The following is a 14,666-nucleotide window of genomic DNA, read 5'->3' as shown; positions in this document are numbered from 1 at the left end:
TGTAGTCCCGTTATATCCCTAAACAAAACACACAAGATATGTCTAAACTTCGTATCCTCTACGTAGCCAGTGAAATCAACCCTTTTCTTCAAACCTCGGAAGTGGCCAATTTCGTACGGGCACTGCCTCAGGCGATGCAGGAAAAAGGAATGGAAATCCGTATTCTTGTTCCAAGATTTGGTTTGATCAATGAGCGAAAGAACCGGTTGCACGAAGTTGTCCGGCTTTCGGGTATCAATATTTCCGTAGGCGAGGAAGAGAAGCCATTGATAATCAAGGTAGCATCCATTCCCAATGCAAAGTTGCAAGTTTATTTCATTGACAACGAAGACTATTTTCAACGAAAAAGCGTTTTCTTTGACAAACACGATAAATTTTATGAGGACAATGACGAAAGAGCCATTTTCTTCTGTAAGGGTGTGATAGAGACCGTTAAAAAACTGGGATGGGCTCCGGATGTTGTTCACTGCAATGACTGGATGACTAGTTTGATTCCGCTGTATTTGAAGACTACTTACCGAAACGAGCCATTGTTTAAAGAGACAAAATCCGTGTTCGCTATGTATAATAACGGATTTAGTCATAAATTTGGCGATGATTTGTTTGAGAAGATCAAAATGGTCGATATAGACGATCAGTTACTCGCTCCGCTCAAATCAAAGGACTATGAAGGGTTTCTCAAGCTTGGAATGGCCTACGCAGACGTGGTCATAAGAGGTGAGGACGCATCCGGTACCTTTACTCACTTAATCGAAGAAAATGCCAATAATGATAAAAAGTTTGAAATCAATAGTGAGGAAGAAGAACAGCTTTTCGAGAGCTATTACAATATTTACACAGAACTTGCCGGCTAAGCTGGCAGCCAGTTTATTTATCGTCTTACATCTAGCGGGTTCTTGTACGGACCCATCCGAGATAGGGTTAGTTCTGGACCCAAGCACCAATCAGATAGGGGTTTTCTACGCAGAAATACCCCTTTCTGCTTCTATGGTATTGTATGATTCTTTTAACACCACTAGTCAGGGTAGACTGGTTATCGGAGGGGATGTGGATGATTTCTTTGGCAAAACCGAAGCAATCGGATACAGTCGTCTTTCCTATAACCCCAATGCCGCCAAGCCCAATGCAGAGGCTATTTTTGACTCGGCAGTGTTTACCATAAACGTACAGTCGGTCTTCGGGGTGGATTTCGATCAGCCAAAGACGTTCAGTGTACATCGGCTGGAAGAGCCCATACTGGATACTTCCTATTACAATTTCAATAGTTTGAGGTTCTCAGATGAGACGATTGCAGGGGGCTCCTTTTCACTACGCCCTGACACCGTGAATACGCTGCGTATGCCATTGAATCCAGACTTGGCGGGGGAGCTATTTGATAAGCTGACGAATAGTGACCCGGCATTTTCGAATATTTTTAATTTTAGGGAATATTTTCCCGGTATAGCCATTAAGGGAAATCCAGAGGAAAACACCAGTGTATCTGTTGCCGTGGGCAATGGTACGGGCATGATGCTTTACTATCACTACGATGAAGATACGGTATCCAGAAGTTTCCCGATTTCGACGTTGCAGTCGAGGCACTTTGTAGGTGTCACCAGTGACCGCAATGGCACCCCCACGGAAGTAATTACCGAAAGGGGTGTGGCCTACGACGTACCCGGCAATTTAGTAGGTGGAAAATCTACCTTGGGACTTTTTGTCAAATTAAATACCCAAGCGCTCGAAACGTTCCTAGATACCTTGGAAAGTACCACCTTCAATCAAATCCTGCTTGAAGTGGGCCCCATTGAGGAATACCCGGAGTTTAAATGGCCCACGCGAAACATGGTGATGTTTTTTTCAGGAGAAAATAACCGATTGTACCGACGTTTTGATGGAGCCGTGATAGCCGTTCAGTCGGAGGGGGCGAGCCAAACAAGCCGTGATCAGGCTGGAAATATTGTTCCATCGGCTGGAAGCCAGAATTCGCTCAACCTGAACGAAGAAACGAGGGTCTTTAGAAACCAGGTTACTTCGTATGTGAATGCGTTGTATCGGGATGGTTTGATACGAACGGATTTGATGCTCTATCCGAATTTTCCTAGCACTCAGAACAATCCGGTAACCTCGGATGAGTCGAAGCGATCTCTGCGTCAATACAAAGTGAACAAAGACCGTATTGTATTGAAAGTCTATTATACCAAAGTCCGGTAAATCCGGACTTTTTTTGATTGGATCGACACTTTCTTCATCTTTATTAGTTCGAAAGGACCAAGGCTGCCCAATCGTTTCTGCTTTGTTGTGCTTGAAGCGTAAGCTTGAAAGTCGCTGCACAGGTTAGCAGGTCTGGGATATCGGATTCGTAGAAGCCACTGAGCAGTAGACGGCCTGAGGGACTCAATAGACGGGCATACTCTCCCATTTCGTCCAGGAGTACATTTTTGTTGATATTGGCTAAAATGATATCAAAGGTGCCTTTGGGAGCCACTTCCCGGATGGTTCCCAATCCCATGTTGATGCTGTCGATACCGTTTATTTGGAAATTTTCGTTTCCATTTTCCACACACCAATCGTCGATGTCAAAGGCTTCCACCTCAGCCGCTCCCAGGCGGTGTGCCATAATGGCCAAGATGCCGGTTCCGGATCCCGCATCCAATACCCGCCTATCAGCTACCGGAACACCTAAGAGTAGCTTAAGCATCAGGTAGGTAGTTGCATGGTGTCCTGTTCCGAATGACATTTTTGGATTAATGATAATCTCGTGGGAAACGTCCTCTCGTTTTGGGTGAAAGGATGCCCTCACATAGATAGCCTCATCTACTAAAATAGGGTCGTAGTTTTTTTCCCATTCCTCGTTCCAATTTATCCGAGGCATTTCTTCCATTTCAAAGGCGATCGGTTCCTGTTTCTTGTACCTATTCACCACCTGCTCAAATGCGTCTGCGTTTAAAAGGGCTTCGCCGATGTATGCTTCAATGCCAGTGTCGGTTTCAATGAAGGACTCAAAACCGATTTCTGCCAGTTCGGCCATCAAGATTTCTCCCAAAGAAGGGGAGCAGGAAATGGTGTATTTTATGTAATCCATGGTGTCGGAAATTAAAAAAGCTTGGATACAATAAAGCGCACTAGGCACTTTTTTTATCCAAGCTTTGAGGGAAGGACGAAGATGTGTTAGAATGAAGTGACAATATCTGTAAAGTCCCGAGACTTAAGGGAAGCCCCTCCAATCAAGCCCCCGTCTACATCCGGTTTTGAAAAGATGTCTTTGGCATTGTCCGGCTTGCAACTGCCCCCGTATAGAATGGAGAGGTTGTCTGCGATTTCCGTTCCATACTTCGAAGCGAGGTGTTCCCGTATTCCAGCATGCATTTCCTGTGCTTGGTCGGAAGATGCAGTTTTCCCGGTACCGATTGCCCAGATGGGCTCGTAGGCGATGACCAGTTTTTTAATGTCTTCTTCCCCAAAACCGAACAAACTTTCGGTAAGTTGATTGGTCACATAGGCCAAATGGGTTCCATCTTCACGGATATCTAGCGGTTCTCCGCAACAGAAAATTGGGGTCAATCCATTTTCTAGGGCAAGTTTAACCTTGTCTGTAAGCATGGCATTCGTTTCACCGAAATACTCGCGGCGCTCGCTATGGCCGATGATGACATAAGACACACCGAAAGAGGCCAGCATGGATGCGGAAACTTCGCCGGTGTAGGCGCCGGAGGCTTTGTCCGAGCAGTTTTGAGCACCGAGGTGTATATTACTTGCTCCATCAATCAATTTTTGAACTCCTTGTAAATGTACAAATGGAGGATTTAAAACCACGGATACATCTTGGGTGGATTCATCTTTTATCATATTTACAATTTCAGATGTAAGTTTTTGGCCCTCCGTTTGGGTTAAATTCATCTTCCAGTTACCGGCTACTATTTTTTTTCGCATGATAATTTCTATAACGTTTTATATATTTGAAACTTGGTATGTTTCGTTACCATCTTCAAAAGTACATAAAATGTCCCTTCCAGAAAAAGAAAACCTTGGCCAAATGGCTAGTTTCGAGTCGGTACCCTCTGCGGTGTGGGAGCGAGTTGCCTCTTATTGTGCCTATCAGGAGCGTTGTGAATCCGAAGTAAGGGCTAAATTGGAAGAGATGGAGCTGCCTGATACGCAGATAGATGTAGTGGTACGTAGGCTTTCTGAGGAGGGTTTTTTTGATGAAAGACGCTTTGTAGAGGCCTTTGTGCGGGGTCGTTTTTCGATAAAGAAGTGGGGCAGAGTGAGAATTCGGCAGGAACTGAAACTCCGGGGTATTTCCGATGAGTTGATTCGGTTTGGGATGGAGTTGATTGAAACCGAAGACTACCTACAGGTACTGAATAGCCTTGCCGAACGAAAATGGCAGGCGACACACGAATCTAATTTGTTTACGAAAAAGGCCAAGGTCCAGCGTTTTCTGGCTTTTAGGGGATTTGAAAATGAGCTAATCCGAGAAATCATCGACCGCCTCAGCCAGCAGCCTTCATGACGAACAGGTCTTCATTTTCCTTAGGAATGACCTGAAGGACATTTGCCAATACAAGCTTGATCAGCGTCTTGGAGGCAATGAAGATGGGGATTTTTGCGAGCCGCATAAACTCCTTTACCGTGATGGTGGTGTTCTCTTCCAACGCCTGCATCAAAATGCGCTCCTTCTTTCCAAAGTGGAAGACAATGTTTTCGTCTCGTTTTTGTCGTTTTAGGATTTCCCATACTTCTTTGCTGGCCTGAATACTTCGGTCTTCCACCCTCACATACGCTTTTTTTCGGTTGTTTTCAAAAAGGAAGTGGGGACGACAAGCGCTTTTTTCGATGCGGTATATGGCGACACCTTTTTTAGGGTTCAGATGAAGTACCTCCTTTTCCACGTGGAGTGGTGGATGGATCAATTCAGCTATTGCCTTATCCATCACGAAGATTTCTTCTTCGATATACCGCTGACCACTGACAGTACCATCATCGTCTACGCCAATAAGTAGGTATCCCCCCTCGGTATTTGCAAGGGCAATGATTTCCCGGACGATTTTCTCGGGATGCGCTGCTTTCTTCTTAAATTCCAGCCTAAGCCCCTCGCCCTCCGAAGCCAATTTGATGATTTCCCGGAGTCCCATGTGATCAGTTAATCAATATTCCAATACCTGCCCTTAGTCCAAACACATTCGTGGCAACATAGTAGTCTGCCATTCCTTCCAGTCTCACCCGATAGCTGATATTATGCGTGTAACCGGCACCTGCCGCGAAATCGGACCGGGACCCTACTAATCCCCTAGCCCGAATGAAGAGTTTCTCCAAGGGATAAAACCTAGACCCCAACGTCACTTGGTTGCTGTATGAATGATTAAACTCGTAACCGCCGGAAAAGGATAGGTTGTGTCGGTAAAAATAATTTCCCTCCATGCCGATCTGATATCGTCTTATGACGCCCGGAGCGTCGGTTTTTGCTAGGTCCAAGGCTCCGGATAGGAGGATACTTCCCTCTGCCTGCTGTGCCTGAGTCTCGTACGCGGTGCAAGCGATGAGGGTTAATGTCAAAAGTGCGCTCCAATACTTCATATTAAATTCCCCGGTTTAGTTCTTCCAATCGGTTTTTCAATCCTTGCCACTCGTCCCGCAGCCTCGCTGCTTCCATGAAATTCAATTCTTTTGCTGCTGTTTCCATGCGTTTTTGGGTCTGCTGTACAAGTTTTTCCAGCTTGTCTTTACTGAGGTATTGAACCACCGGATCGGCGGCCACACCATTTTCAGTGTGCAAGTCCTCGGCATATACCTTTGCATTCCGTTTACTGTCCGCCACTTTGGTCTGACCCATAATCTTCTCCCTGGACTTTATTACAGTCTTGGGAGTAATACCGTGTTCTTCGTTATAGGCCTGCTGCCTAGAACGCCTTCGGTTGGTTTCTTCAATGGCCACCTGCATGGAATCGGTGACCTTGTCCGCATACATGATCACTCTGCCCTTTTCATTCCGTGCTGCCCTGCCTATGGTCTGAACTAGGCTTCGTTCATTACGAAGAAAACCCTCCTTGTCTGCATCCAGGATGGCTACGAGCGATACCTCCGGCAAGTCCAGTCCCTCCCGCAACAGATTTACGCCGACCAAGACATCAAACACTCCGAGACGCAGCTCCCTGAGGATCTCGACCCGATCGAGTGGTTTTACTTCTGAATGAATATACCGGGATTTTACCCCGGCACGCTCCAAAAACTTCTGCAATTCTTCCGCCATCCGCTTGGTTAGCGTAGTTACCAATACTCTGGCCTCTTCGGATATGGTCTGGTCGATTTCCTCCAACAGGTCGTCAATCTGGTTTGCACTGGGCCGCACCTCGATGATTGGATCTAATAGGCCGGTGGGTCGGATGATCTGTTCCACCACCACGCCCCCAGATCTGGTGAGTTCGTAGTCGGCAGGTGTGGCACTCACATAGATGACCTGATTTGATAGCGCCTCAAACTCTTCAAATTTCAACGGTCTGTTATCCATGGCAGAGGGTAATCGAAATCCATACTCCACCAGATTCGCCTTTCTGGAGCGGTCGCCCCCCCACATGGCTCTTACTTGCGGCACGGTGACATGGCTTTCGTCGATGACCAATAAGTAGTCCTCCGGAAAGTAATCCAATAGGCAGAAAGGCCGGCTTCCTGGGAGTCTGCGGTCAAAATACCTGGAGTAGTTTTCCACTCCCGAACAGTAGCCCAGTTCACGGATCATCTCCAGATCAAATTCCGTCCGTTCCTTCAGCCGTTTTGCTTCCATCAGCTTCATATCCCGTTCGAAAAACGAAACTTGTGCCACCAAGTCATCCTGAATCTCGTGAATGGCCTGGTCGAGCACATCCCTTCCGGTGACAAATAGATTTGCCGGATAGATGGTGATGATTTTTTCATCAGCCAGTTTTTTCCCAGATTCCGGATCTATACGTTGAATGGCCTCAATCTCATCACCCCAAAAGTATATGCGGTAGGCGAAATCGGCATAGGCAACAAAGATATCCACGGTGTCACCCTTCACCCGAAAAGTACCCCTGGTAAACTCTGCACTGGAGCGGCTGTACAAAACTTCCACCAGCTTGTATAGCAGCTGGTTTCTTGGAACCCGATCCCCTTCTTGCAAATGAATTACGTTCTTTCCAAACTCTTCCGGGTTTCCAATGCCGTAGATACAGGACACCGAAGCCACCACGATGACATCTCTCCTGCCAGATAACAATGCCGAAGTAGCGGAAAGTCTTAATTTTTCGATTTCATCGTTTATCGATAGGTCCTTCTCGATGTACGTGCCACTGGTTGGGATATAGGCCTCCGGCTGATAATAGTCGTAGTAGGAAATGAAGTATTCAACCGCATTTTCAGGAAAAAACTGCTTAAACTCCCCGTACAATTGCGCGGCAAGGGTCTTATTGTGGCTAAGCACTAGCGTGGGTTTTTCCACTTGCTGGATCACATTTGCTACGGTGAATGTCTTTCCAGATCCAGTGACACCCAGAAGCACCTGTGCTGGTTCGTTATTCTGTATGCCCTCCACGAGAGAATGTATAGCAGTAGGCTGATCTCCGGTAGGCTGGTAGTCTGAGATAATCTTAAATCCCATGGTGAGGCATTGTTAGGTAACTATAACGCTTCTTGCAGGCAGAATAGTTTGAATAAACGATCAGTTCTTTGCCAACATCCACTTGTCCAAGTGGTAATATAGAAAATTACTCCTTAGAATGGTTGCCAGTAACAGCGGTAAGACGCTGGGGTGAAAGGATTGTACACCAACCAGCCACAGGATCAGTCCCAAGTCGGCAATTATCAGGGCAAATAGCAAATATTTTTTTAGCCAGGAGGGATTCTTTCTTCTCGTCAACATGAATGCAACTAACAAGTGAAAGGGAAAAGCCCACAGGAGGTTCCAGTTCATCTTTGTTTGGGAATGCTCTGTAAAGAACCAAAGGTATACGATCACGATTCCCAGAATTCCCAAGGCTCCAAAAAGCACGATGTCTATGGAGGCGTACAGTTTTTTTCGCTTAAAGCCTAAAAAGGTAATTACTGCGATGAAGATTGCTACCACCCAAAGGATGATATAGGGATTTAACAGGCTAAAGGCAATTTCCCTGTCGGGAAAGTCATAGATAACGTGGGTCTCTTTTACCAAAGACCTACGCGGGCCGTCACCCACCACGTCTGCTCGGGCAACTGCCGCCTCCAAGTAATCCGGTAGAAAGAGCTTTTCGTGCTCTCGTGCTTCCCGATCTATCACTGCGCCCAATGCTAGGTCTATACCCAAGTCGGACCAAGGAAGCGGGTACACGTATTCATCAATCAGTTGGCGGAAGGATTTTCGCTCCCCAGCTTCCGGTTCATTCCATTCGAGGTTATTGCCCAACACCGACTCCATCATGTCCCTGATCCGGGTGGCACAGTTGTCAAAGAAAAAATCGTATCGGTATTTTCGGTTCTCTGGTTGGTAGTTGATACGCAGGAACTGCAAGATTTCCGCTGTCTGCCTTGGAGACAGATCTAGCACCTGTTCCCGAACGCTGCGTTTAAAATAGTTGTATTCATACAGAAATTGCTCAAACGTCGTGAGGGCTAATTGGTAGTCTAAGGTTCTTCGGCTGAATTTTACGTAGAAAAAAGGTGTGTTAAAGTCAAAGGTTCCGTAGTTGTATACCAAGTCGGTTCCGGATGTTTTGTCTAGCACCCGGATGGCACTATGACCAAAGGTTGAATAGAGTTCGTCGCCCGGATCGCAGGTGATCAGGCTGATTTGATAATCTTGCGCGGTTGCTTCTAAAGCCCCGAAGGACAGCCCTAGAAAAATCAATGGAACAAGGAGATAGGCTCTGGAAATCATGGGTGTCAACGGAAATTTTCATGCTGATGGTCTAACTATACCAGATTAGGCACGACGGACCATTCGCAAATTTACAGGAAATAAATGGTTTTTTGGGATGGATTGCTCCCGTTATCGTGGTGGGTGGTACCCCGCTTTTAACACAATGCCTAAATTCCTCTCGACAGAAAATTTTTTGCATAAAAAAAATATTATTTGATTGACAAGAAAGATTGAAATGCATAAATTTATTGACTTTTCTATCTTAATATGGATGTATTGGTGTACATATCGTTATTAAGGTGTTTTTTATGTTCCAAGCTAGTTCTTTTAGTTGGAGCCTTGGTCCTAGTATGGGCATGTCCATCCTTTTCTCAGCAAATTAATCCCAATTCCGATACGTATAGAACTGCGCTTCCGGTTGGTGAGGCTGGGGATTGGGGGGATCCGATTACTTGGGAAGTTTACCTAGAGGGCATTTGGATTCCGGCTACAATACCGCCAGCCCGAATGAACGATGTGTTCATCTTGCGAGGCCATGAGGTGAGGCTTAGCGAACCCGCTGAGGTGAATAACCTGTACTTGTTTGGGCAGGGGGAATCTCCCGGGAAAAAGCTTAACCTACAGCATTTTGATTTGGATATTTATGGGGCATTGCGAAGTTTTGGCGAGGATCTGGATGGGGAATGGGTCCTGCATAACAATGCGCATCCTTCCACAGATTGGATCTACCCGGAGCAGGGTTCATTGGTGTTTCGAGGGGAATCCCGTATCGTGGTAGATAGAAGTTCTTGGAGTGGATTGACAAGTTATAGCAGATTCACGGTACGCTTTAATCCCGATCCCGGGGAAGTGCTAACCGTGAATGCAGGATTTAAGGCAAACGCATTTATCGTTGAAAGTGGCACCGTGTATCAGACTGTCAATACCGATGGAATGCCTGCTACCTCGACGTTTTCCTTTAATATTCACGATAGTTTCGGGACCGGTGCCTATGGCGGGTTGGTTGTTCGTTCCGAAGCCCGCCTTATTTCCGAGGCTTCCGCGGGTTCCGGTCAGATTTTGCGCAGGACTACTGCACGTCCTGCAGCCGAGTTTTGGCTGGAAGAGGGTGCTGAGTTAGTACTTTTGGGAGAGCGACCTCAATTGGAGGCCGCAAATGTGCAGTTGGATGGAACGGTTGTCTACAGATATGAGGGTACGGGTGCGCAGCGTTTTTTGACTAAGACCTTTGCAGCAAGTCAAGAAATCCGCACCTACCATTCGTTGGGTTTTGAGGGAGATGGCTCCAAGTTGCTTCCAGCGGAATTGATTCTCCGAGGGGATTTTTTGGTGGATGGAGGTGCTGTGCTTGATGGAGGTACCTCACTGACCTTAGCGGGAGGCATTGATCAGCGTATCGATTGGGAAAGTTTCCGGGTGACGGATTTGTCTGTAGCTAAATCGGGAGGATTGGTACGTATTGCACAGGACATGGAGGTTATGAGAGACTTTGACATGGTAGCGGGAGACATGGATTTTCAGGGAAATCGATTGCTGCTGAACACCTCTATGGTGGGTAGTTACCGCTACGAGGGTGGCTATTGGAAAAATCTACATGCACTGGTTCAACACAATCTCCCCGAGAATTTGGATGATTTCAATGGTATCCTTCCGTTTTTTGACGAGGTATTGGGTAGCCCAAGGAAGTTGAGGCTGATAGCTAGTTCGGTACCAAGCAATCAGGACCTTTCCGTCGCATATCGTCAGCAAGCGGGCGTGGGAAATGGAACAGGGCTGATAGATCATGACGGAAAGGAAATCGTTTACTATCTGAACAGTCATTTTGTTATAAATCACTCGGGAGATCATGAAGGAGTGCTGGAAATTTGGATTCAGGGCGATGACATGGTGTTAAACGATCATACCGACCTACGGATTTCCGGTGACGGTGAGGTAGCTCCTGGTCTGCATATGGAGTCCGTGGTTTTGAATACAAGTCTGTGGGCAGGAAGACTATTGGAGTTTGGGGATCTGGCAGATGCGACCTTTGCGTTGGCTAGCACTGAGGCGTTAAGTATCCTTCCCTTGGAATGGGTACATTTTTCTGCTACAGAGGTGGACCATGGTGTTCAGGTTGCTTGGCAAACTCAGGTAAAGGAGGGTACTCGGTTCAGGCTAATGCGATCCTTAGATGCAGGGGAGTCGTTTTATGATGTTTTGGAGGTAGATAGTGACGAATTAGTTAGGCAGGGAGGGTTATTTTATGTTTTAGATTCTTTGATAGGTGTTTCCGGAGTGCGGGTTTATTATCAGCTTATCGCGTCGGAGCAAGGCGGTTCCACAAGTGAAAGTCCAGTGTTTGCAGTAACCCTTGCTGGTAGGCGAAACCAAGCCGAGGCAATGATCTTTCCAAATCCCTATTTTTCTGGAGAGGTAAATTTGATTCTTCCGCAGCAGTATATGCGAGGTGATACGCGGTTGCTAGTCTATGACAGCAGGGGAAAGATGTGGGTGGATCGGGTATTGGGAAGTCAGCAGGAGGTGATGGATATCGTTTCGACCCTGACGGAATTCAGCCAAGGAATCTACATTTTTCACTTATTAAAAGAGGGAAATTCGCAGAGTCTAAAGTGGCTTAAGAAATATTGATCATATTTTGTATTTCACATATAAAAAACTACTTTATAAAATAAAATACTGAAATATACCTGAAAAATCTATTTTTATTTTATCATTCTACGTATTTTTACATAACAATGAATGTGTCTATTTCAGCGAAGTAGGCGCGTAAATACAGTTTTTTACAGGTATTGCCATGAAAACGGGATGGATGATCATACGGATGTTCGTAGTCATATACATCTTAGCAGGAGGTCTGTTAGGTGTTCATGGTCAGGTAGTGGTCAATCAGACCGAAAACCAAATACCCATCCAAGAAATCAGGCTTTTGGTTGAGGGTGTGTTGACCATACAGACAACAGACTTGGCTTCCCGCAGTAACCCACTCCCTGATCGGTCACCTGTGGTGGTAGAGACGATCCTATTGGCCGATGGCACGGAGATATTTGCTACCACGAGGACTCCACTGGTTACCAATTTGCATCCCCGGTTAGGTACTGCACAAATTGCGGCCAACGGCGTAGGCGTGGCGAAATATGACGGAACATACATCAACCACATGAATTCGGGGTTTGCCCAAGCCATCGAAGAGGTGGTCTCTACACCCGATTTTCGATCTTACTGGGATATTGGTGGCAGTAGTATCCCTGCTAATGAAGTGTTTATGGATGTCATTTATCCAGTCGAAGTACCGAAGTCCGGTTATTTGGTGGTTTCGGAGCGGGATGGCAACAGCCACATGAATTTTCAAGCGTTGGATGTGAACGGACAGCCAATTGCTTCTGCTCAGACGATTCAGCTTAGAGGTTATCCTTGGAACACCCGGATCGTGAATCAAGGAAACTACCCTACTCAGCCCCAGCATTTGGTGGTTTTTTCTCCCCAGCTATTTGGCACCAATGAAGCTATCTATGGATTTCGAGTCATCAACGTGGACGGAGCGGATGGAAAGATCGTATTTTTCCGAAATTCCATTTATGTGCGCGATGATGTTGTTCTGGAGACCCCTCCGGGAGTAAAGAACGTTGTCAATGTACTGCTCAACGATGAACTAAAGGAGCAACCAGCCACACCCGAAACGGTGATACTTTTGGCGCTTAACCAAGAACCAAACGGATGGGTGCGACTCAATGAAGACGGTTCGGTGGATGTCTCTCCTGACGCCGAAGCAGGAACCTATGTGATTAACTACCGGATAACTGAAAGAGGGAACTTATCAAATTCGGCTTATGGGTCTGTGACGATAGAAGTGATTACCAGTCTACCTGTGAAATGGCTCGGGGTGCAAGCAGAAGAAACTGACTGGGGCGCAAATATCACTTGGTCTGTGGCACAGGAAAAAAACAACGAGAAGTTTCAGGTATGGCGTTCTACCGATGGGGGAAAGTCCTTTAACGTTTTAGGAGAAATACCCGGGGCGCACTATTCGAACGGCCCGGCTACTTACAGGTTTTTTGACGCAAATCTCCCAGAGCTGGCTAACGTCTATTACCAAATCAGTCAAGTCGATTTGGACGGGCAATCTTCTACCAGTGAAGTGTTTAAGTTGAGTAGACCCAGTTTGGTCCCTCAGGGCATTCGGATTTATCCAAATCCCTATTTGGGCGGAAATATCGGGATAAGCCTATCTAGCATTCAAGAAAAGCAATTGGGGGCGATTTGGGTCAAGGCTGGCAATGGGAATCTGTTGCTTCAACTGGAAGGACTATTAGGAGAGATAAAGCCGGTATTTTTGGATGCCGCTAGGGAGCTGGATACAGGTTTTTACCTAATCCAAGTGATGATTGCTGAAAGAGTGGAAACCATCAAATGGGTAAAGAAGTAGCTATTTTATGATGATCGGATAGGGTTTTCGTCGGGAATGGTGTAATTTTTCGAAAATTCGTTTTTGCAACCAAATCTTCCCATGGGTTTTCTAGCTATCGGTATCAGCATTATTTTATTGGTTCTATTTATCGTGTGGTTCAAGGTGGAGCCCTTCATTTCCTTCTTATTAGTTTCGGTGGTGGCGGGGATATTGTTGGGAATCCCCTTAGATGCGATCATGGGAGCTGTTCAAAAAGGAATCGGCGATTTGCTGGGCGGACTAGTCATCATCATTACTCTTGGCGCGATGCTTGGAAAAATCGTCGCCGATAGCGGGGCTGCACAACGCATCGCGGAGTTTTTGATGAGGCTTTTTGGCCAACACCGTATCCATTGGGCAATCACCGTGACTGCTTTTGTAGTAGGCATCCCGCTTTTTTTTAACGTGGGCTTTGTCCTTTTGGTACCATTGGTTTTTACCGTTTCGTACCAATATAAAATACCCGCCATGTTTATCGGTGTTCCTATGCTTGCCGCACTGTCGGTTACCCATGGGCTGCTTCCACCCCACCCTGCTCCTGTTGCCTTGGTTGCGCAGTTTGATGCCAATATGGGGTTGACATTGATATATGGGTTGATAATTGCTGTTCCGGTCATCTTGTTGGCTGGTCCTGGGTTGGCCCGGCTACCTTGGATTCGAACTATGGAAGTGGTTCCCCTGGATGCGTTCAGAGGAGAAGCGAAGCCTTCGGAGGCGCTTCCTTCGCTAGGCAATAGTTTGGTTTCTGCTTTGTTGCCAGTTTTTCTGCTGATTGCGACATCGTTAATTTTATTGCGTGTGGACTCGGATTCTTCTACCTATACTTTTCTAGCTTTTGTGGGCGATCCGGGTATCGTAATGCTATTTTCTTTGTTATGGGCCACGGTTAGTTTGGGACTTCGTAAAGGCAGAACCATTGTCTCCGTGATGGATGGCTATGGCAAAGCAGTGAAGGATATTGCCTTGGTCATATTAATTATAGCTGGAGCGGGCGCATTCAAGGAAGTGTTGGTCTCCAGCGGCATCAGTGCCGATATTGCCACAGCGATGGAAGATTGGAATACCCACCCCTTGTTACTTGGGTGGCTGATAGCAGCGATCATCCGGATATCCGTAGGTTCAGCAACTGTGGCAGCACTTACAGCTGCCGGGATAATCGGACCGCTGGTCGGTGCCGGTGACGTAAACCCTAACCTGATGGTCTTGGCCATTGGATCCGGTAGTTTGATTTTTTCCCATTTCAACGATGGAGGCTTTTGGTTAGTGAAGGAATACTTCAACCTTTCCGTCAAACAAACCTTGCTTTCTTGGTCCCTGGTAGAGACGGTTGCTGCGATCGGGGGCCTTTTTGGGGTTTTGGCTATGGATTTAATTCTTTAACTTCGTGAGAAA

12 protein-coding genes are annotated in these 14,666 nt (G+C 46.5%); 6 read left to right on the top strand and 6 right to left on the bottom strand.

Translation table 11 applies throughout. The features are described 5' to 3' along the window. Positions 1–38 precede the first annotated feature (38 nt). Positions 39–854, top strand: coding sequence for a glycogen/starch synthase (locus JJU34_RS08815; RefSeq protein WP_209331014.1), 816 nt, complete (start codon positions 39–41; stop codon positions 852–854). Beyond that, a complete protein-coding gene (locus JJU34_RS08810) occupies positions 844–2,193 on the top strand; it encodes a DUF4270 family protein (RefSeq protein WP_228691978.1) in 1,350 nt (449 codons plus the stop codon). The genes JJU34_RS08815 and JJU34_RS08810 overlap by 11 nt, the downstream gene beginning before the upstream one ends. Positions 2,194–2,236: 43 nt before the next feature. Here JJU34_RS08810 and prmA read toward each other — a convergent pair whose 3' ends face one another. Together prmA and tpiA are read right to left on the bottom strand one after the other, a co-directional pair. Next, the gene (prmA, locus tag JJU34_RS08805) at positions 2,237–3,064 is read right to left on the bottom strand and encodes a 50S ribosomal protein L11 methyltransferase (protein WP_228691977.1); all 828 of its coding nucleotides are present in this window, start codon (positions 3,062–3,064) and stop codon (positions 2,237–2,239) included. A gap of 86 nt (positions 3,065–3,150) precedes the next feature. Further along, positions 3,151–3,912, bottom strand: a complete 762-nt coding sequence (tpiA, locus tag JJU34_RS08800; RefSeq protein ID WP_228691976.1) for a triose-phosphate isomerase — start codon at positions 3,910–3,912, stop codon at positions 3,151–3,153. A 70-nt stretch (positions 3,913–3,982) separates the two neighbouring features. Between tpiA and JJU34_RS08795 the strand changes: the two genes are divergently transcribed. Next, on the top strand, positions 3,983–4,495 hold the full coding sequence (locus tag JJU34_RS08795; RefSeq protein WP_228691975.1) for a regulatory protein RecX: 513 nt from the start codon (positions 3,983–3,985) through the stop codon (positions 4,493–4,495). On the opposite strand, the gene JJU34_RS08790 is transcribed toward JJU34_RS08795, so the two are convergent. From JJU34_RS08790 to JJU34_RS08775, 4 genes are read right to left on the bottom strand one after another with little or no spacing between them, the layout of a single operon-like run. Beyond that, on the bottom strand, positions 4,476–5,117 hold the full coding sequence (locus JJU34_RS08790) for an ATP-binding protein (RefSeq protein ID WP_228691974.1): 642 nt from the start codon (positions 5,115–5,117) through the stop codon (positions 4,476–4,478). The genes JJU34_RS08795 and JJU34_RS08790 overlap by 20 nt on opposite strands. Before the next feature lie 4 nt (positions 5,118–5,121). Further along, the gene (locus JJU34_RS08785; RefSeq protein ID WP_228691973.1) at positions 5,122–5,559 is read right to left on the bottom strand and encodes a hypothetical protein; all 438 of its coding nucleotides are present in this window, start codon (positions 5,557–5,559) and stop codon (positions 5,122–5,124) included. Position 5,560: 1 nt separating this feature from the next. Next, the gene (gene uvrB / locus JJU34_RS08780) at positions 5,561–7,597 is read right to left on the bottom strand and encodes an excinuclease ABC subunit UvrB (RefSeq protein ID WP_228691972.1); all 2,037 of its coding nucleotides are present in this window, start codon (positions 7,595–7,597) and stop codon (positions 5,561–5,563) included. 60 nt (positions 7,598–7,657) lie between these two features. Beyond that, a complete protein-coding gene (locus JJU34_RS08775) occupies positions 7,658–8,848 on the bottom strand; it encodes a DUF4105 domain-containing protein (protein ID WP_228691971.1) in 1,191 nt (396 codons plus the stop codon). Between the two features lie 489 nt (positions 8,849–9,337). Here JJU34_RS08775 and JJU34_RS08770 point away from each other — a divergent pair, with 489 nt between their 5' ends. From JJU34_RS08770 to JJU34_RS08760, 3 genes are all read left to right on the top strand, one after another. Then, complete coding sequence (locus JJU34_RS08770; protein WP_228691970.1) at positions 9,338–11,458, top strand: T9SS type A sorting domain-containing protein; 2,121 nt, start codon at positions 9,338–9,340, stop codon at positions 11,456–11,458. Between the two features lie 166 nt (positions 11,459–11,624). Then, entirely contained in the window at positions 11,625–13,253 is a 1,629-nt protein-coding gene (locus JJU34_RS08765) for a hypothetical protein (protein ID WP_228691969.1), read from the top strand. An 81-nt stretch (positions 13,254–13,334) separates the two neighbouring features. Further along, positions 13,335–14,654 (top strand): gluconate:H+ symporter, encoded by a 1,320-nt coding sequence (locus JJU34_RS08760; RefSeq protein ID WP_228691968.1) that lies wholly within the window; start codon positions 13,335–13,337, stop codon positions 14,652–14,654. Positions 14,655–14,666 lie beyond the last annotated feature (12 nt).

The organism is Lunatimonas sp. (assembly GCF_020832325.1).
Lineage (GTDB): Bacteria > Bacteroidota > Bacteroidia > Cytophagales > Cyclobacteriaceae > Lunatimonas.
Note: the sequence above shows the minus strand (reverse complement) of the source record. Positions and strands in the feature narration are given on the sequence as shown.